Source organism: Pseudomonas sp. LF-5, from assembly GCF_037626295.1.
Classification (GTDB): Bacteria; Pseudomonadota; Gammaproteobacteria; order Pseudomonadales; family Pseudomonadaceae; genus Aquipseudomonas; species Aquipseudomonas monsensis.
Map to the genome: position 1 here is coordinate 219,842 of NZ_JARKMT010000003.1, position 23,125 is coordinate 242,966.

General features: G+C 61.4%; 17 protein-coding genes and 1 pseudogene. 9 read left to right on the plus strand and 9 right to left on the minus strand.

Annotation, left to right across the window (positions count from 1 at the left end; translation table 11 throughout):
• Window positions 1-8: 8 nt before the first annotated feature.
• From PseuLF5_RS13035 to aspA, 7 genes and pseudogenes are all read right to left on the minus strand, one after another.
• Window positions 9-2,453: a dermonecrotic toxin domain-containing protein gene (locus PseuLF5_RS13035; RefSeq protein WP_340133710.1), complete on the minus strand. Its 2,445-nt coding sequence runs from the start codon at window positions 2,451-2,453 to the stop codon at window positions 9-11.
• A gap of 144 nt (window positions 2,454-2,597) precedes the next feature.
• Window positions 2,598-3,698, minus strand: a pseudogene (locus PseuLF5_RS13040) (polyamine ABC transporter substrate-binding protein).
• Window positions 3,695-4,720, minus strand: a complete 1,026-nt coding sequence (locus PseuLF5_RS13045; RefSeq protein ID WP_222834027.1) for a histone deacetylase family protein — start codon at window positions 4,718-4,720, stop codon at window positions 3,695-3,697. Before PseuLF5_RS13045 ends, PseuLF5_RS13040 begins: the two are co-directional and overlap by 4 nt.
• Before the next feature lie 197 nt (window positions 4,721-4,917).
• Window positions 4,918-5,913: an AraC family transcriptional regulator gene (locus tag PseuLF5_RS13050; RefSeq protein ID WP_123469967.1), complete on the minus strand. Its 996-nt coding sequence runs from the start codon at window positions 5,911-5,913 to the stop codon at window positions 4,918-4,920.
• Window positions 5,914-6,080: 167 nt separating this feature from the next.
• Window positions 6,081-7,085 carry an asparaginase gene (locus PseuLF5_RS13055; RefSeq protein ID WP_123469965.1) on the minus strand — a complete coding sequence of 335 codons (1,005 nt, stop codon included), beginning with the start codon at window positions 7,083-7,085 and terminating at the stop codon, window positions 6,081-6,083.
• A 172-nt stretch (window positions 7,086-7,257) separates the two neighbouring features.
• Complete coding sequence (locus PseuLF5_RS13060; RefSeq protein ID WP_128613616.1) at window positions 7,258-8,703, minus strand: alanine/glycine:cation symporter family protein; 1,446 nt, start codon at window positions 8,701-8,703, stop codon at window positions 7,258-7,260.
• Between the two features lie 499 nt (window positions 8,704-9,202).
• On the minus strand, window positions 9,203-10,627 hold the full coding sequence (aspA, locus tag PseuLF5_RS13065) for an aspartate ammonia-lyase (RefSeq protein WP_123454738.1): 1,425 nt from the start codon (window positions 10,625-10,627) through the stop codon (window positions 9,203-9,205).
• 180 nt (window positions 10,628-10,807) lie between these two features.
• On the opposite strand from aspA, the gene PseuLF5_RS13070 reads away from it, so the two are divergent.
• From PseuLF5_RS13070 to PseuLF5_RS13090, 5 genes are all read left to right on the plus strand, one after another.
• Window positions 10,808-11,716, plus strand: coding sequence for a LysR substrate-binding domain-containing protein (locus PseuLF5_RS13070; RefSeq protein WP_123469962.1), 909 nt, complete (start codon window positions 10,808-10,810; stop codon window positions 11,714-11,716).
• 241 nt (window positions 11,717-11,957) lie between these two features.
• On the plus strand, window positions 11,958-12,449 hold the full coding sequence (gene purE / locus PseuLF5_RS13075; RefSeq protein ID WP_007954291.1) for a 5-(carboxyamino)imidazole ribonucleotide mutase: 492 nt from the start codon (window positions 11,958-11,960) through the stop codon (window positions 12,447-12,449).
• Between the two features lie 10 nt (window positions 12,450-12,459).
• Window positions 12,460-13,542, plus strand: a complete 1,083-nt coding sequence (locus PseuLF5_RS13080) for a 5-(carboxyamino)imidazole ribonucleotide synthase (RefSeq protein ID WP_123469961.1) — start codon at window positions 12,460-12,462, stop codon at window positions 13,540-13,542.
• Between the two features lie 110 nt (window positions 13,543-13,652).
• The gene (locus PseuLF5_RS13085) at window positions 13,653-13,898 is read left to right on the plus strand and encodes a GlsB/YeaQ/YmgE family stress response membrane protein (RefSeq protein ID WP_123469959.1); all 246 of its coding nucleotides are present in this window, start codon (window positions 13,653-13,655) and stop codon (window positions 13,896-13,898) included.
• Between the two features lie 93 nt (window positions 13,899-13,991).
• A complete protein-coding gene (locus PseuLF5_RS13090; RefSeq protein WP_186743876.1) occupies window positions 13,992-14,528 on the plus strand; it encodes a DUF3299 domain-containing protein in 537 nt (178 codons plus the stop codon).
• Between the two features lie 123 nt (window positions 14,529-14,651).
• On the opposite strand, the gene PseuLF5_RS13095 is transcribed toward PseuLF5_RS13090, so the two are convergent.
• Window positions 14,652-15,551 (minus strand): D-hexose-6-phosphate mutarotase, encoded by a 900-nt coding sequence (locus PseuLF5_RS13095; RefSeq protein ID WP_340133714.1) that lies wholly within the window; start codon window positions 15,549-15,551, stop codon window positions 14,652-14,654.
• Between the two features lie 58 nt (window positions 15,552-15,609).
• Window positions 15,610-16,014, minus strand: a complete 405-nt coding sequence (locus tag PseuLF5_RS13100; RefSeq protein WP_003229628.1) for an acyl-CoA thioesterase — start codon at window positions 16,012-16,014, stop codon at window positions 15,610-15,612.
• A 376-nt stretch (window positions 16,015-16,390) separates the two neighbouring features.
• On the opposite strand from PseuLF5_RS13100, the gene PseuLF5_RS13105 reads away from it, so the two are divergent.
• From PseuLF5_RS13105 to pstA, 4 genes are all read left to right on the plus strand, one after another.
• Window positions 16,391-17,689, plus strand: a complete 1,299-nt coding sequence (locus PseuLF5_RS13105) for an MFS transporter (protein ID WP_123469955.1) — start codon at window positions 16,391-16,393, stop codon at window positions 17,687-17,689.
• 232 nt (window positions 17,690-17,921) lie between these two features.
• Window positions 17,922-18,923, plus strand: coding sequence for a phosphate ABC transporter substrate-binding protein PstS (locus tag PseuLF5_RS13110; protein ID WP_222834029.1), 1,002 nt, complete (start codon window positions 17,922-17,924; stop codon window positions 18,921-18,923).
• Window positions 18,924-19,347: 424 nt separating this feature from the next.
• Window positions 19,348-21,381 (plus strand): ABC transporter permease subunit, encoded by a 2,034-nt coding sequence (locus PseuLF5_RS13115; RefSeq protein WP_322375272.1) that lies wholly within the window; start codon window positions 19,348-19,350, stop codon window positions 21,379-21,381.
• Window positions 21,382-21,396: 15 nt separating this feature from the next.
• Window positions 21,397-23,067, plus strand: coding sequence for a phosphate ABC transporter permease PstA (gene pstA / locus PseuLF5_RS13120; protein ID WP_128613621.1), 1,671 nt, complete (start codon window positions 21,397-21,399; stop codon window positions 23,065-23,067).
• The last annotated feature ends 58 nt before the right edge of the window (window positions 23,068-23,125 follow it).

The window sequence follows — 23,125 nt, forward strand, 5'->3', positions numbered from 1 at the left end:
GTGAAGTCTCACGGGGGGGGCAGAGGATCGTCGTCAATCACATCCGGCAAACGCTGCGGTTTGAGCGCTTGCGGGACGGGTTTCGGGACTTGCGTGGGTTCTTCCGGTGCGCTGATAGATTGCGTCTGGGGCTTGTCGCCGACCGCCGCGCGATGGGCCAGCACCATCCCCAGCGCGAGGAGAATATCGGCCAGTGCCGACCAGGCGACCTCGCCGGATGCTTGATTGGCGATGTCGCTGACTTCCTGCAGGTCGTCCATGATTTGCCAGATCCATGCTGCCGTTCCGACACTGCGCCCAAGAAACGGCAGCGCCGCATTGAACAGCATCCAGCCACCCTGCTTGAGCGTGGCCCAGCGTGCTTCTGCGTCGGAGACCGACTGACGATCCGCCTGGGTGATAAGCGCCTGGACGTTACTGGCGTACAGGGTCTCCAGTGCATCGTTTTCGATAAGCGTGGTGCCCAGTTCGACGGGGCGTGACATGTCCAGGGGCGTCACCGGATTGACCAGCAACTGCGGAATCGTCCACACCGAAGGCAGTCTGGCGGTGAACACAAACTGGCTGTAATTGAACCGTACATCGTCCGGCAGCCAGGCCAGTACCGACTCACGCAGATGTTGCGAATGCTGGATCGCATACAACAGGTTGGCGTGGCCGGGGTATTGGAGCAGTGCCGTTTCAAACAATGGCCGATACAACACGCAGGGGCCTGAACCGGCCACGCGCGGGCCGATGACGAACATGTTCTGCACGGTGTCCGCCCTTGAACTGCTGCGGTGGGCAACGAATGCCAATGGCCGGATGACAATGTCCAGTCCATCGACCCGACGCTCGCCGGCAGTGCTGCCGAGGGCGGCGAGTACATAGCGGTAACCCTGCTCGTCGATACCGGCCTTGCCAAGAATTTTGTTTTGCAACGCCAGCAGCGGCAGTTCGATGCACAGCTGGCGGGTGTAGAGCGCTTGCAGGGTGTGCGCCTGCGCAATGTCATCGACCAGCCGCGCTTTCAGGTACGCCGGGTAGGTCCTGCCGATGTCGACGGTGCTGACCAGGTTTTCCAGGTAAGCCACGCTCATCCACGCCGGCAATGCGCTGCCGTCCCTGGCGCTCACGGTCTTGTTGCCCAATGGCAGGCCCGCCAGGTTCTGCAGGGCCAGTTCGAGGAGCGACAGGGTCCGGGTCTGCGTATTGCCCGGCAGAACGAATGTGCCCCAGACCACCACGCTGGTGATGCTGACCTGGATGTCATCAATGTTCACATCAGCTGCTGTGGGATGGTCCTTGAGCATTGCCCGGCTCAGGGCATCGCGGGTGAAGGTCTGCAGGCTGTCCACTTCACTCTGAAAGGTTTTGCCATTGTTGGCATGCTGCACCGTGGTCAGGTCCAGCAGATGCCGGCTGTAGCTGGACTGATCGGCGGGGGATGCGGTGTTCAGCCACGAGGGTAACAACGGTTGCAGGCGTTCCATATGCGGTTTGAGGCGTGGCGTGGGTTGCTGATAATTGCCCGCAGTACCGGCGTGTGGGTAGAGGTTGTATTCGGTCGAGCCATCGAAGAAGTTGATCTGCCCCAGCGCATCGGCCTCCAGCGCAATCAGGCTGCAGGCCTGATGATCGAAAAAATTGCCGTCGGGCTCGAACAGCCGCCACTTGAGCTCGGCACTGGTGCTGTTGCGCCCGAAACGGCGCGGCAGGGTGTCGGCGAACTCATCCAGCGAATCGAAGCGCTGAAATCCATTGATCACCGAGTAGCTGATGATCAGGCTGCGTTCTGCCGCGGTACCGATCAACACGGCTGTGTCGAGCCGGGCCATGTACCCGCGCTCAGCCTCGGCACTGTAGTCGAGGTCGATCAGGCAGGTGCGTGTCTTGTAGGGATCGCCGGGCAGCCGCTGGCGTTTGTCCGGCTGCTGGAAAACCCTGTGCGCCATGGCCTGCAGGTCGGCATCCCAGCCAAGGCTGGCGTCGACGTTCCACAGGTTGCGCAAGGCATCCGACAATTGCAGCCAGCGCGGTTGTCCGGGGCTGGTGAATTCGTCCCAGTATTCGACCTGTTGTTCTTTGTAGGCGATGAACAGCAGCGGGGCCAGTTCGTTGAGCAGGGCGCCGATGGCATCGATCTTTACCGGCAACTGGAGTGACACGGGGACGCCAGGCTGCAAGGTGAGAAAGTGCTCGCCCTCGAGATACGTCACCGTGGTTCCGGACAGGCCGAGCCGTACCAGCACATCGGTGAGCGATTCGCTGTGACTGGCGCCCGCGATCACCTGGTCGTCGGCGATGAGCCAGGAGGGGGTCACCACCATCGCCAGTTGCGGGTCGATGTCCAGCGTCGGGTACAGTGCTTTCAGCGCGGGTTGCAACGCCCGGGTCGCAACTTCGCACGGCGACGGGCCGGTCACCAGTTGCGTTATCACTTCAACGGCGCTGGGTAAGGAGGGTTCGGTCATGGGCAAGTCCTGCTCTGTTTGGGGCGCCCGGCATGGGCGGCGAGTCAGCGCAAGATAAAAGGCCCGTCGCAACGGTGTGCGGTACATAAAGCTTGCGGGCAAAAAAAAGACCCGCAAGGGCGGGTCTCCGTCAGCAACGTTGTGTCAGGTGCCGGACTTGATCTTCGTCCACGCCCGGGTGCGTGCCCGTTCGGCGTCGCGCGGCAGTGGTTGCAGGGTATACAGCGTGTTCATGGCGGCGTCGGTCGGGTACAGATTGGGGTTGTTGCGAATAGCCGGATCGACCTGTTCGGTGGCGTCCTTGTTCGGGTTCGGGTAACCGACAAAGTCGCTGACCGGCGCAATCACTTGCGGCTGCAACAGGTAGTTGATGAAGGTGTAGGCGTCCTCGGTGTTCTTCGCTCCCTTGGGAATGGCGAGCATGTCGAACCAGATCGGTGCACCTTCCTTCGGCAGGCGCATGTCGACCACCACGCCGTTCTTCGCTTCCTTCGCCCGGTTGGCCGCTTGCGAGAAGCTGCCGGAATAACCGACGGCGACGCAGATGTCACCGTTGGCGATATCGGCCATGTACTTGGACGAGTGGAAGTAGGTCACGTAGGGCCGGATCTTCATCAGCAAGGCTTCGGCTTTTGCATAGTCGGCCGGGTTCTTGCTGTTCGGATCAAGACCCAGGTGTTGCAGGGCCAGCGGCAGAATCTCCGACGGCGAGTCGAGCAGGGCGACGCCGCACTGCTTGAGTTTGCTGATGTTGTCTTCCTTGAAAATCAGGTCCCAGCTGTCCACCGGCGCATTGTCGCCCAGCGCAGCTTTGACCTTGGCCGGGTTGAAGCCGATCAGGATGGTGCCGTACATGTAAGGCACGGCAAATTTATTGCCCGGATCGTTGGCTTCGATCAGCTTCATCAATTTCGGATCGAGGTGATTCCAGTTCGGCAGTTTGCTGCGATCCAGCGGCTGGAATACGCCGGCCTCGATCTGCTTGGCGAGGAACACGTTGGACGGCACCACCACGTCGTAGCCGGAGTTACCGGTCAGCAGCTTGGCTTCCAGCGCTTCGTTGGTGTCGAAGATGTCGTAGACCAGTTTGGTCTGGGCGTTCTGCGTCTTGAAGTCTTCCAGGGCCTTGGGCGTGATGTAGTCGAACCAGTTGTAGACGCGCAAGGTGCGTTCTTACGCGTGGGCTGCGCTGCTCAGCAGCGCCGCGCACAGGGCTGGCGCGATGAAATGCTTGAGTCGGCTCATTGTTCAAAGCCTTCCAGCACGTTCACTGCGTTGATGCCGATTTCTTCCACCGCGTAACCGCCCTCCATGACGAACAGGGTCGGTTTGCCGAGGGCGGCGATGCGTTTGCCCATCGCCAGGTAATCCGGGCTGTCGAGTTTGAATTGCGAGATCGGGTCGTCCTTGAAGGTATCGACGCCCAGCGAGACCACAATGATGTCGGCGCCGTAGCGGTCGATCTCGTTGCAGGCCTGGTCCAGTGCCGCGCTCCACACGTCCCAGCCGGAACCGGCGGGCAGCGGGTAATTGAAGTTGAAGCCAACACCTGCGCCTTCGCCGCGTTCATCGTCGTAGCCGAGGAAGAACGGAAACTCGGCTTCCGGGTGGCCGTGAATCGAAGTGAACAGCACGTCGCTGCGCTCATAGAAAATCGACTGGGTGCCGTTACCGTGGTGGTAGTCGACGTCGAGGATCGCGACCTTTTTGTGCCCCTGGTCGAGGAACGCCTGAGCGGCGATGGCCGCGTTGTTGAGGTAGCAATAACCGCCCATCAAGTCGCTGGCAGCGTGGTGTCCCGGTGGACGGCACAGGGCGAAGGCACTGCGTGCACCGCGCTGGATTTCCGCCTGGGCCGTCAGTGCCACTTGCGCTGCGCTGTAGGCTGCTTGCCAGGTGCCTGCGGTGATCGGTGCGCCGCCGTCGAAGCTGTAATAGCCGAGCTGGCCGTGCAGGCTGGTCGGTTTGATCTGCCGCAGCGTGCGCGCCGGCCAGGTGTAGGGCAGCAGATCGCCGTCGGTGTTGAATTCAGTCCAGCGCTCCCATGCGCCTTTGAAGAAGTCGAGGTAATCGCGGCTGTGGATGCGTGCGATCGGCTCCAGGCCAAAGTCCTTCGGCGCCTCGACCGGGCCAAGGTGCTGGTTCTGCACCCGTTGCAACACGTGGTCAGCGCGCGAGGGCATTTCGAAGCATGGCTTGAGCTGGCCGTCGATGAGTTCACAGCGACCATGGTGCAGGTGGTGATCGTCCGAGTAGATCGTCAGCATTTGTTGTTCTCCGCAGGGCTGGTTCGGTGGCCTCCAGTGTTGCGGCGCGCGGCGAATCGGAGAACGGCAGAAAAGGCCAAAAGGGGATCGTTATGGCCAAAAGGTCTGACCGCAATTCGCCCCTTGCTGGCGCAGGTTTGCACCTGTCATGGGCAGGAAATACAACATCCTTGTGGGAGTGAGCCTGCAGGGGGGGCTCAGTGGGGTCTGAACTGGCTGGGCGCGACACCGCTCCAGCGCACGAACGCATGGCGGAAACTGGCGGTCTCGCTGAAACCCAGCGTCTCGGCGATGCGGTAGATCGGCAACTGATCCTCACACAACATCTGCTTGGCGCGCTCGAAACGCAGCTCATCCAGCAACTCCTGATAACTGCTGCCCATGTCCTTGAGGTGGCGGCGCAGGGTGCGTGGCGAACACTTCATCTGGTGGGCCAGGCCTTCCAGTCCCGGCGCGGCATTCAGCTGGGTGCTGAGCAAGTGGCGGATGCGCCCCAGCCACGCCTGACGCCCGGTGAATTCAAGGTTCTGCTTGCGGCAACGTTCAGCCATCGCCTGATGGGTGATGACGTCGGCCAGCGGCAGTGGTTGCTCGAGCCAGCGGCGGTCGAACGCAAAGGCGTTGTCCTTGGCAGCGAAGTGCAGCGCACTGGCGAAGTGTTCGGCATAACTGTCGCGATAGTCCGGCGCATCATGCTCGAATCGCGTGGCCAGCAGCGGTAGTGGATGTCCGAGCAGGTCGTCGCAAATCACCTTCAGCGACACCAGGCAGAACTCGGCATTGAACACCGCCATCGCCGGGCTCTCGCGATAATCGGCGGCGACGAACCAGACCCGCTCGCCATCCTCTTCCAGACTCAGTTCAAAAAGTGTTCCCAGCAGCGCCGGATAACGGATCGCCAGACGCAAAGCGTCACCGAAGGTGGCACAGGTCAGCAGTGCGTAACCGAGGATGCCGTAGCAGGATACGTGCATGCGCCGGCCCAGTTCGAGGCCGATGTCATGCTTGAGGGCCACGGCGTTGGCGCAGACCTGCATTTCCTGATTGGTGGTGATGCGCGTGTCGGCGCGGGCCAGATCCGCCGCACTGATGCCGCTGCCCGTGAGCAGGGCGTCACTGGACAGGCCCTGATCCTTGAAGGTGTTAAGCACCAACGAGACGGCGTTGAGGGTGGTGAGGTGGGAGTGCAGCATAGGATCTTCCAGCCTTGGGGATGGCTGAGGCGCAGCAAGTTGCATGCCGGACAACGATCAAAATGCAGGAGTGAGCCTGCTCGCGATAGCGGTCTGTCAGTCGCCCCAGGGTTTACTGACAGACCGCTATCGTGAGCAGGCTTACTCCTACAGGGTATTGCGTTGTGTCAGATCAGTTCGCCACACAGGTCGAGTTCGATCAGACGCCGCACTTCAGCCGTTTCCAGACCGGCACCGAGCAGCGCCTGCAACTTGCCGAACGCCGCCTCGCGGGTCATGCCGCCACCGGACAACACGCCCACGCCACGCAAGCGGCTGCCGGCCTCGTAAACGTCCAGCTCGACGCCGCCTTCATGGCACTGCGTGACCGCGACCACCACCACACCGTTATCCCGCGCACGGCCGAGGCTGGCGAGGAACTCGGCGTTGTCGCTCGGACCGGTGCCGCTGCCGTAGCACTCCAGCACCAGGCCCTGGATGCCGCCGTCGAGCAGGCCGTCGACAATCCCGGCGCTGATGCCGGGGAACAGCGGCAGCACCGCGACATTCGCCAATTGTCTGGGCTGGTTGTAGTTCAGCGCTGCGGGGATCGCCGTAGCTTTCACGCCGCCACCCTGACGCTCCAGGCGCTTGAACGGATGCCGGCCGAAGCTGCGTACTTTCGCGCAGCGGGTCGGGGCCAGCAGTTCGCCGTGGAAGTACAGGTGCACGCCTGGCGCCAGGCCCTGGCCGAGGGCGACCAGCGCACCACTGAGGTTTTCCCAGGCGTCGCTGTCAGTGACGCCCGCCGGCAGCATGGAGCCGGTGAAGCACACGCGTGCGTGGAGGCCGAGCAACTGGAAACTCATCGCGGCGGCGCTGTAGGCCAGGGTGTCGGTGCCGTGCAGGATCAGCACGCTGTCGCAGCCTTGCACGTCCACGGCATCGACCACCGCTTCACGCAGTTGCTGCCAATAGGCCGGGGTCATGTTGGCGCTGTCGATCAGCGGCGACATTTCCCGGAAGCGCCACTGCGGCACCACCAGCTCGGGTTGGCTGTGCAGGTAGTCGCGCATGCGGGCTTCGAAACCGGACGCCGGAGCTAGGCCGTTGGCACTGGCCTGCATGCCGATGGTGCCACCGGTGTAGAGCACCATGACGTGTTGAGCGGCGGGGTAGGTCGACGAATTCATGGGGATTCTCCGAAAGGATGAGGTCCTTGTGGGAGCGAGCCGGCTCGCGAAGGGGGCATCCCATTCAACATTAATGTTGACTGATCAACCGCTATCGCGAGCAGGCTCGCGCCTACAAGTTATTGCATCACAATAACTGACGGGCGCAGGGGATGCGCCCGTCATTCACCTGTCAGCGTTGCGCTGCAGGCACGCCTTGCGGCTCGACGTCGGTCTTGCCGGCGGCTGGCGCGTCGGTCGGCCAGGCTTTGAGGTCCAGGTCCAGATCGGCAAATTTGCTGGAGTCGAACACGGGCTGCTTGACGCCGGCGCGGCGCTGCTCGTCGTAGTCGCGCATCACGCGCATGCCGACCTTGAACAGCATGGCCAGGGCCATCAGGTTGACGAAGGCCAGGCAGGTCATGGTGATGTCGGCGAAGGCGAACACGGTCGACAGGTCCTGCATCGAACCCCATACCACCAGCGCCAGGACCAGACCGCGGAAAATCATCAGTGCGGCGCGGTTGCGGGTAAGGAACTGCAGGCTGTTCTCGCCCAGGTAGTAGTTGTAGAGGATGCAGGTGAAGACGAACAGCGACAGCGCGACGCTGACGAAGATGCGGCCCCAGTCACCGACCACGGCGGCCAGCGAGTTCTGGGTCAGGACGATGCCGTCGCCTTCGAAGCCCGGGGTGTAGAAGCCCGACAACAGGATCAGCAGCGCGGTGCAGGTGCAGATCACGAAAGTGTCGAGGAACACGCTGAAGGCCTGAACCACGCCCTGAGCGCCCGGGTGCTTGACGGAGGCCACTGCGGCGACGTTCGGCGCACTGCCCAGGCCCGCTTCGTTGGCGAACACGCCACGCTTCACGCCCATGACGATGGCGCTGCCCAGCAGGCCGCCGAAGGCCGGGTCGAGACCGAAGGCGCTCTTGAAGATGGTTTCCAGCATGGCTGGTACGTGTTCGATCTGGGTGCCGATCACGTACAGGGTCACGCCGATGTAGGCCAGGGTCTTGACCGGTACCAGCAGGTCAGACACTGCGGCGATACGCTTGATGCCGCCGATGAAGGTGATGGCCAGCAGCACCGCCAGGACGATACCGGTTTGGCGTGGGTCGAAGGCAAAGGCGTTCTGCAGCGAGTGGGTCACGGTGTAGGACTGCAGGCCAATGAAGGCGAAGCCGTAGGTGACCAGTAGCAGGATCGAGAACACTACCGCCATGCCTTTCAGCTTGAGGCCATGCTGGATGTAGTAGGCCGGGCCGCCGCGGTACAGGCCGTCGCCATCGGCGCGCTTGTACACCTGAGCCAGGGTGCATTCGAAGAAGCTGCTGGACATGCCGACCAGTGCGGTCACCCACATCCAGAACACCGCACCCGGACCGCCGAGGGTCACGGCGATGCCGACACCGGCGATGTTGCCTGCACCGACACGGCCGGCAAGGCTGAGCATCAGGGCCTGGAACGAGCTGAGTTGCCCGCCGCTGCTTTTCAGGCTGTCGCGGAACACCGCGAACATGTGGAAGAAGTGCCGCAGTTGAACGAAACGCGAGCGAATCGTGAAGTAACTACCGAGCCCGACAATGAGCACGATCAGTACTTTCCCTGAGAGGAAGTCGTTAATGACTTCGAGCATGGATTTTTCCTCGCTGTTTTTTGTGTGAGCAAATGCTGGACGGTCGGAAACATCGTGTTACGCCGGTGTGCACGCGGCACGACAGGAGAGGCGATGGTTTCGTCCCGGAGCTATTTCGCGGGTTTGTTATTAGTTCGGGTTTCGCATGGGTTATGGCCTCGTTACCGACGACCGCTCACGCGAAGAGGGGCGGCACTATACCGATCAGTGCGGCGCCCGTCTGCACGGTTGTGGTGCAAGCGACGAAACGAAGCTTTGAAACACCCGGCGTTACCGGCGCCGGGCTTTTGTAGGCGTGAGCCTGCTCGCGATGCAGACGCTGCGGTTTTGCAGGCTCACCGCGTAATCGTTCATCGCGAGCAGGCTCACTCCTACAGAAGACATTTGTCCTTTCCAACAGTTAAAAAAAAGGGCTTGGAGACAAATCCCCAAGCCCTCAAAAGGTGAGAGGTGTCTAGTCCCTCGACCTGGTGAGCGGTGCTACACGTAACGCGTCGGCTCAGGCTTTGAGCGGAACCAGACGCGGAGCAATCATGTTTTCCGGGCGCAGGATGTCGGCGAGACTGGCTTCGTCGAGCAGACCTTCTTCGCGCACCAGTTCCAGCACGCCGCGGCCGCTTTCAAGGGCGATACGGGCGATGCGGGTGGCGTTTTTGTAGCCGATGTACGGGTTCAGCGCGGTGACCAGACCGATCGAGTGTTCGACCAGTTCGCGGCAGCGGGCTTCGTTGGCGGTGATGCCGACGATGCAGTGCTCGCGCAGCATGTCCATGGCGCGTTGCAGCAGGCGGATCGAGTCGAAGATCTTGAAAGCGATCAAAGGCTCCATCACGTTCAGCTGCAGTTGGCCGCCTTCGGCTGCCATGGTCAGCGCCAGATCGTTACCGATGACCTGGAAGGCCACCTGGTTAACGGCTTCCGGAATCACCGGGTTGACCTTGCCGGGCATGATCGAGCTGCCTGGCTGACGCGCTGGCAGGTTGATTTCGTTGATGCCGGTGCGCGGGCCGCTGGACAGCAGGCGCAGGTCGTTGCAGATCTTCGACAGCTTGACCGCAGTGCGCTTGAGCATGCCGGAGAACAGCACGAAGGCGCCCATGTCGGAAGTCGCTTCGATCAGGTCGGCCGCCGGCACTACCGGTTGACCGCTGATCAGTGCCAGACGCTGTACCGCCAGCGCTTGATAACGCGGGTCGGCGTTGATGCCGGTACCGATGGCAGTGCCACCCAGGTTCACTTCAGTCAGCAGTTCCGGGGCCAGCGTCTTCAGACGGGCCAGGTCTTCACCCATGGTGGTGGCGAAGGCACGGAATTCCTGGCCGAGGGTCATCGGCACGGCGTCTTGCAGCTGGGTACGGCCCATTTTCAGGACGTGATCGAACTCTTTGCCCTTGGCCGCGAACGCCTGGATCAGGCTGTCGAGGCTGGCCAGCAGGGTGTCGTGACCCAGCAGCAGGCCCAGACGGATTGCGGTCGGGTAAGCGTCGTTGGTCGACTGCGCCATGTTGACGTCGTCGTTCGGGTGCAGGTACTGGTACTCGCCTTTCTGGTGACCCATTGCTTCGAGCGCAATGTTGGCGATCACTTCGTTGGCGTTCATGTTGGTGGAGGTACCGGCGCCACCTTGAATCATGTCGACCACGAACTCTTCGTGGAAATCACCGCGGATCAATCGGGCACAGGCTTCGCTGATGGCAGCGTGCTTGGCTTCGCTCAGGTGACCCAACTCGCGGTTGGCGTCAGCGGCGGCCTGTTTGACCATCGCCAGACCGACAACCAGTTTCGGGTAATGCGAAATCGGAACGCCGGAGAGACGGAAGTTGTTCACCGCTCGCAGGGTCTGGATGCCGTAATACGCTTGAGCCGGTACTTCGAGGGCGCCAAGCAGGTCGTTTTCTGTGCGGAAAGATGCAGCGGAGGACATGATAGAAATCATCTCGATATGGACCCGGTCTGTGCCGGAACGCTGCGAATGCTAGGCTTGTGGGAATTTTTGGGCCAATGCTGTTCAGCACTGCCCTATGCACATTCGGCATAATGCCCGTGTGACGCCGCGTGCGCGGCAGACGTGTGACCCGTTTTGGTGCGTGTCCGGGAGGACGTGATGAATCTGGAAAGCAAATGGCTCGAAGACTTCAGTGCTCTGGCCGCCACCCGCAGCTTCTCGCAGGCGGCCGAACGGCGCTTCGTGACGCAACCGGCATTTAGTCGGCGGATCCGTAGCCTTGAAGCTGCATTGGGGCTGACGCTGGTCAATCGCTCGCGCACGCCGGTCGAACTGACGGCGGCGGGGCAGTTGTTTCTGGTGACCGCGCGCACTGTGGTCGAGCAACTCGGTGAAGTGCTGCGCCACTTGCATCATCTGGAAGGCGGGCAGGGCGAAGTGATGCAAGTCGCGGCCGCGCACTCGCTGGCGCTGGGCTTCTTCCCGCGCTGGATCGCGCAACTGCGCAACGAAGGTTTGAACATCGCCACACGGCTGGTTGCGACCAACGTCGGCGACGCGGTGCATGCGCTGCGCGAAGGTGGCTGCGATTTGATGCTGGCATTCTACGACCCGGACGCGGCGATGCAGATGGACCCGGAGATTTTCCCGTCGCTGCACCTGGGCCAGACCGAGATGCTGCCGGTGTGTGCGGCGGATGCCGAGGGCAAGCCGCTGTTCGATCTGGAAGGCGACGCCAGCGTACCGTTGCTGGCTTACAGCGCCGGGGCATTTCTCGGGCGGTCGGTGAACGGCTTGCTGCGTCAGCGTCAGCTGCGTTTCACCACGATCTACGAAACGGCCATGGCCGACAGCCTGAAAAGTATGGCGCTAGAGGGGCTGGGTATCGCCTGGGTGCCGCAACTGAGTGTGCGCGCCGAACTGGCTCGCGGCGAACTGGTGGTCTGCGGCGGCCCGCAATGGCATGTGCCGCTGGAGATCCGCTTATACCGCTGCGCGCTGGTGCGCAAAGCCAACGTGCGCCTGCTGTGGCGCAAGCTTGAAGGCGGCGCTGCCCAAAACTCTTGAACCCACCCGCTCCCACAAGGGATTTGTGGTGTTTGTCGGCTGACCTTCAGGTCAATAAAACCGGGCTTTTGCGGTAGATGACAGATGGTCGCGAAGGGGGCTGTTTATTGCTTTCTTTGCGGTATACTGCGCGGCCTTCGGCCGGTACGTCCGGCCATTTTTCGTACAATCAAGCCACGCAATCTGCGTGGCTTGTTGTTTTTGACGCGCCTGCGGGCGCCCAGAGAGAAGAGGCGCGACGATGAGTGCACTGGTTGGCGTGATCATGGGCTCCAAGTCCGATTGGTCCACCCTTAGCCACACCGCCGATATGCTGGAAAAGCTCGGCATCCCGTACGAGGTCAAGGTGGTTTCTGCCCACCGCACCCCGGATCTGCTGTTCCAGTACGCCGAAGAGGCCGAAGGCCGCGGCATTGAGGTGATCATCGCCGGTGCCGGGGGCGCAGCCCACCTGCCAGGCATGTGTGCGGCCAAGACCCACCTGCCGGTGCTGGGCGTACCCGTGCAATCGGCCATGCTCTCGGGCGTCGATTCGCTGCTGTCGATCGTACAGATGCCCGCGGGCATTCCGGTCGCCACCCTGGCCATCGGCAAGGCTGGCGCGATCAACGCCGCGCTGCTCTCGGCGAGCATCCTCGGTGCCAAGCATCCACAGTTCCACGCGGTACTGAAAACCTTCCGTGCCGAGCAGACAGACAGCGTCCTGGACAATCCAGACCCACGTATTGCCTGAGGTTGTTGAGATGAAGATCGGTGTAATCGGTGGCGGCCAGTTGGGTCGCATGTTGGCGCTGGCGGGCACTCCGCTGGGCATGAACTTCGCTTTCCTCGACCCTGCGCCGGACGCCTGTGCGGCTGCATTGGGCGAACACCTGCGGGCCGATTACGGCGATCAGGATCATCTGCGGCAACTGGCCGACGAAGTCGATCTGGTGACTTTCGAGTTCGAAAGCGTCCCGGCGGAAACCGTGGCGTTCCTCTCGCAGTTCGTCCCGGTGTACCCGAGCGCCGAAGCCCTGCGCATCGCTCGCGACCGCTGGTTCGAGAAGAGCATGTTCAAGGACCTGGGGATCCCGACCCCGGCCTTCGCCGACATTCAATCGCAAGCCGACCTGGAGGCCGCCGTGGCTTCCATCGGTCTGCCGGCCGTGCTGAAAACCCGCACCCTGGGTTACGACGGCAAGGGTCAGAAAGTCCTGCGCACGCCGCAAGACGTGGTCGGTACCTTTGCCGAGCTGGGCAGCGTTGCCTGCCTGCTGGAAGGCTTCGTGCCGTTCACCGGTGAAGTCTCGCTGATCGCCGTGCGTGCCCGCGATGGCGAAACGAAGTTCTATCCGCTGGTGCACAACACCCACGACAGCGGCATCCTCAAGCTGTCGGTGGCCAGTACCGATCACCCGTTGCAGGCCCTGGCCGAAGACTACTCCAGCCGCGTCCTCAAGCAGCTCGACTATGTGGGCGTGATGGCGTTCGAGTTCTTTGAAGTCGACGGTGGCCTCAAGGCCAACGAAATCGCCCCGCGCGTGCACAACTCCGGGCACTGGACCACCGAAGGCGCCGAGTGCAGCCAGTTCGAAAACCACCTGCGCGCCGTGGCCGGCCTGCCGCTGGGTTCGACGGCCAAGGTCGGTGAGAGCGCGATGCTCAACTTCATCGGCGTGGTGCCGCCGGTGGAGAAAGTCATCGCCATCGAAGATTGCCATCTGCATCACTACGGCAAAGCCTTCAAGGCCGGGCGCAAGGTCGGTCACGCCAACCTGCGCTGCGCCGACATGGCCACGCTGCAGGCGCAGATCGTCAAGGTCGAAGCGCTGATCGCCGAGTAACGACAGTTTCATCTGGCAGCGGCGGAACCATTCAGGGGCCGCCGTTCTCTGATGGCAGGATGCCAAAGTCTGACTAGGCTTCGCATATCTACTATTCAGAGGGAAATGCCATGGGAATTATCGGAACCATCTTTATCGGCTTGATCGTCGGCCTGCTGGCACGCTTCCTGAAACCGGGCGATGACAGCATGGGCTGGATCATGACCATCCTGCTCGGTATCGGCGGTTCGCTGGCAGCCACTTATGGCGGCCAGGCTCTGGGCATCTATCAGGCCGGTCAAGGCGCAGGTTTCATCGGCGCGCTGGTCGGCGCGATCGTGTTGCTGGTGATCTACGGTCTGATCAGAAAGAACTGATCCAAAGCGACAAAGTCCTCTCCGCCAGCGCGGCGGGGAGGGCTAGAATGCTCGGCGATTCAATGTACCTTCCTTTCTTGACCGAGCACCTTCATGCGCCGTCTTCTGTTGACTCTCCTTATTCTGGGCAGTGGTTTGGCCCACGCCGGCGAACTGCCGGAAACCGACTGGCTGGAACTGATGCCCAAGTCGGACCAAAAGGCCCTCGAGGCCATGCCCGAAATCGACCACAACTCCCCGGAAGCCACCGGCACCTTCACCGAGAAGGGCGGGATGAAACAGGCCAAGGGCCTGCCGGCGGTGATGTATTCGACCAAGACCGTGGCGTCGATGAACGACAAGCACATCCGCATTGGCGGTTACCCGGTGCCGCTGGAATCCGACGCCAAGGGCCGCAGCACGCTGTTCTTCCTCGTGCCGTATCCGGGCGCGTGCATCCACGTGCCGCCACCGCCGCCGAATCAACTGGTGCTGGTGCGTTATCCAAAAGGCTTGAAGCTCGATGACATCTACACGCCGCTGTGGGTGACCGGCACGCTGAAGATCGAGAAGGTCAGCAATGATCTGGCCGATGCGGCGTATGCGCTGGAAGCGGACAAGGTGCGGGTGGTGCAGGAATCTGATCTGTAGCACCTATACAAAACAATTGTGGGAGCGAGCTTGCTCGCGAATGCTACCTCTCAGTCACATTGAAGTTGACTGATACGACGCTTTCGCGAGCAAGCTCGCTCCCACAGTTTTATCGGGTGTAGCTTAAAGCGGTTGGCTGCCGACACTGACGCCCATGGTGTGGCTCGCGCCCGGCGCCAGGCTCACGATGTCATCCATCACATTCGCCGTCTCGATGCACAGCATGCGCTGCCAGCCATCGTTGTCCATGTCCGCCAACGCCGCTGCGCGGTCGATCCACGGGTTCCAGATCACCGCCGTGCGCGAACCTGTAGCGGTCAGCACAATGCGCCGTTCCCAGGCCGGGTCGACGATGCTCAGTTGCGGCGGAGCGTCGAGGTAGATGCGGTCGGTCTCACCGGCAAAATGCAGATCGCCTTGCTGGCTGAGGGTCTTCCAGTCATCCAGCGTCTCGATATAATTCAAGCCATCCACGCCATCGACGTGCACATTGCGCACGTCACTGACGGCGAAATAGGTGTGCAGCGCCTGACTCAGGCTGACGGTGTCACTGCCACGGTTGTGGCTGGTCAGGCTGAAGGTCAGTTGCTCGGACAAATGCAGGGTCAGGGTCAGGTCGACCTCATGCGGCCAGCCCGGCAGGCCACCTTCGGTGTCGGGCAGCTTGAACTCGACCTTGACGCCGTCGGCCTCCGATTCGATGCCGCCCAACGCCCAATCCATCGCCCGCACCAGACCGTGCGCGGGTGCCGGTTGCTCACAGGTGTACATGGCCTGCACGCTCTGCGGGTTGCGTTCGAACTTGCCGAACCACGGCCAGCACACCGGCACGCCGGCGCGGATGCTCTTGCCAGTCTTGAACACAGCCTTGTCGTTGAGCCAGATGATCGGCGGCTGGCCGTCGATCTGATAACTGAGGATGTGCGCGCCTTGCTGGGCCACCAGCACTTCGGCCTGACCGTGGCGGATGCGCCAGCAGTTCAGTTCATCCAGTTTCACGGCTTCAACGTTGGGCGTGTTCATGGGACAGCTCTCGATCAGACACTTGGGACGACTATCGACCGCAAAACGGTCGCGAGGTTTAACGTGCGCGTGGCGGTACCGAACGGGTGCGGCCGCTGCCGTCGATGGCGACGAAGACGAACACCGCTTCAGTGACTTTACGCCACTCGCTGGACAGCGGATCGTCGCTCCACACCTCGACCATCATCTGGATCGAGCTGCGGCCGATTTCCAGGGTCTGGGTATAAAAGGACAGCTGTGCGCCGACGGCCACGGGCACGAGGAACGCCATGCGATCAATGGCAACTGTCGCTACGCGGCCGCCCGCGACACGGCTGGCCATTGCCGTGCCGGCCAAATCCATCTGCGCCACCAGCCAGCCGCCGAAAATATCGCCAAAGCCATTGGTTTCGCGGGGAAGTGCGGTGATTTGCAGGGCCAGGTCGCCTTGCGGGATCGGATCTTCTTGTTCGAGCTCTATCATGCCGGGGGTGCCTCTGACCCGTGACTCTTCGTTGGTATTGCTGGTGGTAGCCGTCTTCAGGAAAAACGATTCAGCACCGAACATACTGCGTTCGTCACGTTTTCCATAGGCGCCTAAAGGGAAACTCTGCGAAAGCGGCTGGATCCACGCACCAAGGCGACCAACGACGTTTTCGCACAGCAACCCCCTACAAACCGGAGCAAGGTTGCGAGTATATCGGTCGGTAGACTCCGCGACGACCATCCGGTTCTCATTTTGACCGTCAAATACGCGCCTCTATGTGCTTTTTCGAACAATTTGCTATGGTGCCGAACCTGCCCAAGCCACAGCCAGCGTTGTTGTGGCGGCAGATCCGACTATAAGAGAAGCCCTTGCCATGACCACAGCGCCTTCGAGCCTCGCGCAGCCCGAGCAACCCGCACGACCGTTGACCCGCAATGACTACAAGACTTTGTCGCTATCGGCCCTGGGCGGTGCGCTGGAGTTCTACGATTTCATCATCTTCGTCTTCTTTGCCACCGTGGTCGGCAAATTGTTCTTCCCGGCCGACATGCCCGAGTGGCTGCGCCTGATGCAGACCTTCGGCATTTTCGCCGCCGGCTACCTGGCCCGTCCGCTGGGCGGCATCGTCATGGCGCACTTCGGCGACCTGCTGGGCCGCAAGAAAATGTTCACCCTGAGCATTTTCATGATGGCCGTGCCGACTCTGATCATGGGGCTGCTGCCGACTTACGCGCAGATCGGCCTGTGGGCACCGATCCTTCTTCTGTTGATGCGGGTGATTCAGGGCGCGGCGATTGGCGGGGAAGTGCCGGGGGCTTGGGTCTTCGTTTCCGAACACGTGCCGCAAAAGCACATCGGCTATGCCTGTGGCACGCTCACCAGCGGCCTGACGGCCGGTATTTTGCTCGGTTCGCTGGTCGCCACGGCGATCAACAGCCTTTATACGCCGGTGGAAGTCGCGGACTACGCCTGGCGGATCCCATTCCTGCTTGGCGGTGTGTTCGGCCTGTTCTCGGTGTATCTGCGCCGCTGGCTGCACGAGACGCCAGTGTTCGCCGAACTGCAACTGCGCAAGGCGCTGGCTGAAGAAGTGCCGCTGCGTGCCGTACTGCGTGACCATCGCGGGGCGATCGCGATCTCGATGCTGCTGACCTGGTTGCTCTCGGCCGGCATCGTCGTGGTGATCCTGATGACGCCGACCGTGCTGCAGACGGTCTATCACTTCTCGCCTACGGTGGCCCTGCAATCGAACAGCCTGGCGATCGTGTTCCTGAGCGTTGGCTGCATCATCTCCGGTGCCCTGGCGGACCGTTTTGGCGCTGGCCGGGTGTTTGTCTTCGGCAGTCTGGGCTTGCTGATCAGCTCCTGGACCTTCTATCACAGCCTCGCCGATCACCCGAACTGGCTGTTCCCGCTGTATGCCCTGACCGGTCTGCTGGTCGGCACCATCGGTGCGGTGCCGTACGTGATGGTCAAGGCGTTCCCGCCGGTGGTGCGCTTCAGCGGGTTGTCGTTCTCGTACAACGTGGCGTACGCGATCTTCGGTGGTCTGACGCCGATGGTGGTCAGCCTGTTGCTTAAAGAAAGCGCGATGGGGCCGGCCTACTATGTGGCCGTCCTTTGCACGATGGGGATTCTGGTCGGGGCGTGGCTCTGGAAGAAGGGCCGCTGATTCCGATTCTGCAGCGGCTGTTCTGACGCCATCGCGAGCAGGCTCACTCCTACGGTTGGAATGTATTTCAATTGCAGGAGCGAGCCTGCTCGCGATTGGGACCACTCGAATCATTCAGTAGAACCCGGATGCTGGCCTTTCATCCAATTGTCATATTTCAGCCATAGAGTGTTCACACGGCCTGCTAATACTTGGCCCCGAATTAACACCCCCTATCTGCTAGGAGTAAGGCATGAAACTGAAGCGTTTGATGGCGGCAATGACTTTTGTCGCTGCTGGCGTTGCGACTGCCCACGCGGTAGCCGCTGGCGTTGACCCGGCAATTCCGGCTTACACCAAGGTCACCGGTGTTTCGGGCAACTTGTCCAGCGTTGGTTCCGACACTCTGGCCAACCTCATGACCCTGTGGGCTGAGAACTACAAAAAAGAATACCCGAACGTCAACATCCAGATTCAGGCCGCTGGCTCCGCCACTGCGCCACCTGCGCTGACCGAAGGCACCTCCAACCTGGGCCCGATGAGCCGCAAGATGAAGGACACCGAACTGGCGGCCTTCGAGCAGAAGTACGGCTACAAGCCAACCGCTATCCCGGTGGCTGTGGACGCCCTGGCGGTATTCGTGCACAAGGACAACCCGATCCAGCACCTGACCATGGAACAGGTTGACGCGATCTTCTCGTCCACTCGTCTGTGCGGCGCCAAAGCCGACGTTAAAACCTGGGGCGACCTGGGCGTGACCGGCGACCTGGCCAACAAGCCGGTGCAGCTGTTCGGTCGTAACTCGGTATCCGGCACCTACGGCTACTTCAAAGAAGAAGCCCTGTGCAAAGGCGACTACAAGCCGAACGTCAACGAACAACCAGGTTCGGCGTCGGTCGTGCAGTCGATCAGCTCCTCGCTGAACGGCGTCGGTTACTCGGGCATCGGTTACAAGACTGCCAGCGTGAAAACCGTTGCGCTGTCGAAGAAGGGCAGCACTGACTTCATCGAAGACACCGAAGAAAACGCCCTGAACGGCAAGTACCCGCTGTCGCGCTTCCTCTACGTTTACGTCAACAAGGCCCCGAACAAGCCTCTGGCCCCGCTGGAAGCCGAGTTCGTGAAACTGATTCTGTCGAAACAGGGTCAGGAAGTTGTAGTGAAAGACGGCTACATCCCACTGCCAGCCAAGGTTGCTGCCAAAGCCCTGGCTGACCTGGGTCTGCAGGAAGGCGGCGCTGTCGCCAAGAAGTAACAAATTGAGTCCGAGGTGAACCCCTTCGGACTCAGGTGAAAGGCCGGATCTGCCCGCAGACCGGCCTTTTATACACCTCTCAAATTTTCGATCCTCTGCCAGCTACGTTGGCGGTGGATTTGGTGCGTCACTGCATTGTCATCTTTCTGTCATACAGGATCGCTAGGGTGTGCGCATGAATGATCTGGCCAATTCCCACATGACTACTAATCCCCCCAAGCGCATTGATTTCAATACGCCTGAGTTGCAACGCAAGCGCCGTATTCGCGCGCTCAAGGATCGCTTCACCCGCTGGTATGTCCTGATCGGCGGTCTTGCCGTACTGGCCGCCATCACCCTGATTTTCTTCTTCCTCGCCTATGTGGTTGCCCCGTTGTTTCAGGGTGCCAGCCTGACCGCGAAAGATGCTATTACCCCGGCCTGGATGCAGGACGCCGGCAAGCCGCTGATGATTTCGCTCGAGGAGCAGAATCAGGTGGCGATGCGCGTTTCCGACAAGGGCCAGGCGCTGTTTTTCGATATCGACAGTGGCGCTGAATTGAAGCGCGTCGATCTGCCGCTGCCGGCAGGCGCTACCGTAACCTCCATCGGCGAAGATCAGCCAGGTCATCCGCTGGTGGCTGTGGGCCTGTCCAACGGTCAGGCGCTGGTGTTCCGTCACACCTATAAAGTCAGCTACCCCGATGGCAAGAAAACCATCTCCCCGGCCATCGAATACCCGTACGGCAACACGCCGATCGCGGTGAACGAAAACGGCGGGGCGCTGGAGCACGTGAGCCTCAATGCCACCGATTCGACGCTGATGCTGGTCGGCTCGACCGGTTCGCAACTCAATGTGCTGTCGCTGACCAGCGAAGAAAACATGATGACCGGTGAAGTCACCAGCGAGCAGAAGCGTATCGATCTGCCGCAGATGACCGAGCCGGTGAAAAACATCTTCGTCGACCCGCGCCAGCAATGGCTGTACGTGGTCAACGGGCGTGCCCAGGCCGACGTGTTCAGCCTGCGCGACAAGAGCCTCAACGGTCGCTACAAACTGCTGGAAAACGCTGACGCCGAAGTTACTGCGAGCACCCAGCTGGTGGGCGGTATCTCGCTGATCATCGGTGACTCCAAGGGTGGCCTGGCCCAGTGGTTCATGGCCCGTGACACCGATGGCGAGTTGCGCCTGAAGCAGATCCGCACGTTCCAGATGGGCACTGCGCCGATCGTTGAAATCACTGCCGAAGAGCGCCGCAAAGGCTTCGTTGCCCTTGATGCATCCGGCAAGCTTGGCGTGTTCCACAGCACCGCGCACCGCACGCTGCTGGTCGAGCCCGTGACCGAAGGGCAGGGCCTGTTCGGTCTGTCGCCGCGCGCCAACCGGGTGATCGTCGAAGCCGGCGGCAAACTGCAACCGCTGCTGCTCGACAACCCGCACCCGGAAGTGTCGTGGAGCGCGCTGTGGAGCAAGGTCTGGTACGAGAACTACGACGAGCCTAAATACGTCTGGCAATCGACGGCGGCCAACACCGACTTCGAACCGAAACTGAGCCTTTCGCCACTGACCTTCGGCACCCTGAAAGCGGCGTTCTACGCGATGCTGCTGGCGGCACCGCTGGCCGTTGCCGCAGCGATCTACACCGCCTACTTCATGGCCCCGGGCATGCGCCGCAAGGTCAAGCCGGTGATCGAACTGATGGAAGCGATGCCGACGGTAATCCTCGGTTTCTTCGCCGGTCTGTTCCTCGCACCGTATGTGGAAGGGCATCTGCCGGGCATCTTCAGCCTGCTGATGCTGTTGCCGATCGGTATTCTGGTTGCCGGTTTCACCTTCAGTCGCCTGCCTGAGTCGATCCGCCTCAAGGTGCCGGATGGCTGGGAAAGTGCACTGCTGATTCCGGTGATCCTGTTCGTGGGCTGGCTGTCGCTGTACATGAGTCCGTTCATGGAGAACTGGTTCTTCGGCGGTGACATGCGCATGTGGATCTCCCACGACCTGGGCATCACCTACGACCAGCGCAACGCTCTGGTGGTCGGTCTGGCCATGGGCTTCGCGGTGATCCCGAACATTTATTCGATCGCCGAAGACGCCGTGTTCAGCGTACCGCGTGGCCTGACCCTGGGCTCCCTGGCCCTCGGTGCTACGCCGTGGCAGACCATGACCCGCGTGGTGATCCTCACCGCCAGCCCGGGCATCTTCTCGGCGCTGATGATCGGCATGGGCCGTGCGGTCGGTGAAACCATGATCGTGCTGATGGCCACCGGTAACACCCCGGTCATGGAAATGAACCTGTTCGAAGGCCTGCGCACCCTGGCCGCCAACGTCGCGGTGGAAATGCCGGAGTCGGAAGTCGGCGGCAGCCACTACCGCGTGCTGTTCCTCTCGGCGCTGGTGCTGCTGTTGTTCACCTTCGTCATGAACACCCTGGCAGAACTGATTCGTCAGCGTCTGCGCAAGAAATACTCGTCGCTTTAAGAAAGGTAGAAGTCTGTGAAACAGAACTCCCTGAATGGATGGTTCAAGAGCGGCGCCCCGGGCGTCTGGATCAGCGGTGGCGCGGTGTCCATCGCGGTCATCATGACCATTGGCCTGCTGGCGGTGATCGCCGTGCGCGGTCTGGGTCACTTCTGGCCGGCGGATCTGATCCACGCCAGCTACGACGTGCCGGGCCAGGCCAATCACCTGGTCATCGGCGAAGTGGTGCAAAAAGAAGAAGTGCCCCGCGCCCGCCTGAAGAGCGCCGGCCTGCCGGTGCCCGATCAGGGCCCGGAATTCATGACCCGCGAGCTGATCAAGGTCGGTAACCGTGACTTGAATGGCAACGACTTCACCTGGATCGTCGGCGAGTGGCTGACCAACCAGAAAAATCCGCCGGAGCTGATGGCGCTGGAGCGCCGTGAGTGGGGCAACTTCTACGGCTACCTGGTCAACGTCAAACAGGACGGCAAAGTCATCGCCGAAGGCGAAGCGGCATGGCCTGAGCTGCAAGCGCGGATCAACCGTGTAAACGGTCTGGCTGCGCAACTGAAGTCGCTGGAAAAAACTGACATCGGTGCGATCAACGCAGGGCTGGAGCGCATCCGTCTGCACGGCCGCAAGCTGGAACTGGAAGGCAAACTCGACGCCACCGCGCAAGCGGACATGGACTCCGAGCGCGCCGAGCTGAATGCCCGTTATCAGGACATTGAAGCCCGTCTCTCTGACCTGCACGCGCAGTTCAACCGTGACGCGCTGACTGCCCGCGATGCCAACGGCAAGGAAATCGAAATCAGCCTCGGCAAAGTGGTTCACGCCTACCAGCCGAACGCCATGGGCACTTTCAGCAAGATCGGTTTCTACTTCAGCAAGGTCTGGGAATTCCTCTCCGACGACCCGCGTGAAGCCAACACCGAAGGCGGGATCTTCCCGGCGATTTTCGGCACCGTGATGATGACCCTGATCATGGCGATGATCGTGACCCCGTTCGGCGTGCTGGCGGCGGTGTACCTGCGTGAATACGCCAAGCAGAACACCCTGACGCGGATCATCCGTATCGCGGTGAACAACCTCGCCGGCGTTCCGGCGATCGTTTACGGCGTGTTCGGTCTGGGCTTCTTCGTCTACGTGCTGGGTGGTTCGGTCGACCGTCTGTTCTTCCCCGAAGCATTGCCGGCGCCGACCTTCGGTACACCGGGTCTGCTCTGGGCGTCGTTGACCCTGGCGCTGCTGGCCGTACCGGTGGTGATCGTGGCGACCGAGGAAGGTCTGGCGCGTATCCCGCGTACCGTTCGTGAAGGCTCGCTGGCACTGGGTGCAACCAAGGCCGAGACGCTGTGGAAGATCGTTCTGCCGATGGCCAGCCCGGCGATGATGACCGGCATGATCCTCGCCGTGGCTCGCGCCGCCGGTGAAGTGGCGCCGCTGATGCTGGTGGGTGTGGTGAAACTGGCACCGTCGCTGCCGGTGGACGGCAACTACCCGTACCTGCACCTGGACCAGAAAATCATGCACCTGGGCTTCCATATTTATGACGTCGGCTTCCAGAGCCCGAACGTCGAGGCGGCACGTCCGCTGGTGTACGCCACGGCGTTGTTGCTGGTGTTGGTCATCGCGACCTTGAACCTGTCGGCGGTGTATATCCGTAACCACCTGCGCGAAAAATACAAAGCACTGGATAGCTAAGGACGACACGAACCCTGTGGGAGCGAGCTTGCTCGCGAAGCTTTTGGCGGCCGTAAGG

Coding starts and splice junctions, on each gene's coding strand:
- PseuLF5_RS13035 (WP_340133710.1), bottom strand. CDS start 2,453: ATGACCGAACCCTCCTTACCCAGCGCCGTTGAAGTGATAACGCAACTG.
- PseuLF5_RS13045 (WP_222834027.1), bottom strand. CDS start 4,720: ATGCTGACGATCTACTCGGACGATCACCACCTGCACCATGGTCGCTGT.
- PseuLF5_RS13050 (WP_123469967.1), bottom strand. CDS start 5,913: ATGCTGCACTCCCACCTCACCACCCTCAACGCCGTCTCGTTGGTGCTT.
- PseuLF5_RS13055 (WP_123469965.1), bottom strand. CDS start 7,085: ATGAATTCGTCGACCTACCCCGCCGCTCAACACGTCATGGTGCTCTAC.
- PseuLF5_RS13060 (WP_128613616.1), bottom strand. CDS start 8,703: ATGCTCGAAGTCATTAACGACTTCCTCTCAGGGAAAGTACTGATCGTG.
- aspA (WP_123454738.1), bottom strand. CDS start 10,627: ATGTCCTCCGCTGCATCTTTCCGCACAGAAAACGACCTGCTTGGCGCC.
- PseuLF5_RS13070 (WP_123469962.1), top strand. CDS start 10,808: ATGAATCTGGAAAGCAAATGGCTCGAAGACTTCAGTGCTCTGGCCGCC.
- purE (WP_007954291.1), top strand. CDS start 11,958: ATGAGTGCACTGGTTGGCGTGATCATGGGCTCCAAGTCCGATTGGTCC.
- PseuLF5_RS13080 (WP_123469961.1), top strand. CDS start 12,460: ATGAAGATCGGTGTAATCGGTGGCGGCCAGTTGGGTCGCATGTTGGCG.
- PseuLF5_RS13085 (WP_123469959.1), top strand. CDS start 13,653: ATGGGAATTATCGGAACCATCTTTATCGGCTTGATCGTCGGCCTGCTG.
- PseuLF5_RS13090 (WP_186743876.1), top strand. CDS start 13,992: ATGCGCCGTCTTCTGTTGACTCTCCTTATTCTGGGCAGTGGTTTGGCC.
- PseuLF5_RS13095 (WP_340133714.1), bottom strand. CDS start 15,551: ATGAACACGCCCAACGTTGAAGCCGTGAAACTGGATGAACTGAACTGC.
- PseuLF5_RS13100 (WP_003229628.1), bottom strand. CDS start 16,014: ATGATAGAGCTCGAACAAGAAGATCCGATCCCGCAAGGCGACCTGGCC.
- PseuLF5_RS13105 (WP_123469955.1), top strand. CDS start 16,391: ATGACCACAGCGCCTTCGAGCCTCGCGCAGCCCGAGCAACCCGCACGA.
- PseuLF5_RS13110 (WP_222834029.1), top strand. CDS start 17,922: ATGAAACTGAAGCGTTTGATGGCGGCAATGACTTTTGTCGCTGCTGGC.
- PseuLF5_RS13115 (WP_322375272.1), top strand. CDS start 19,348: ATGCAGGACGCCGGCAAGCCGCTGATGATTTCGCTCGAGGAGCAGAAT.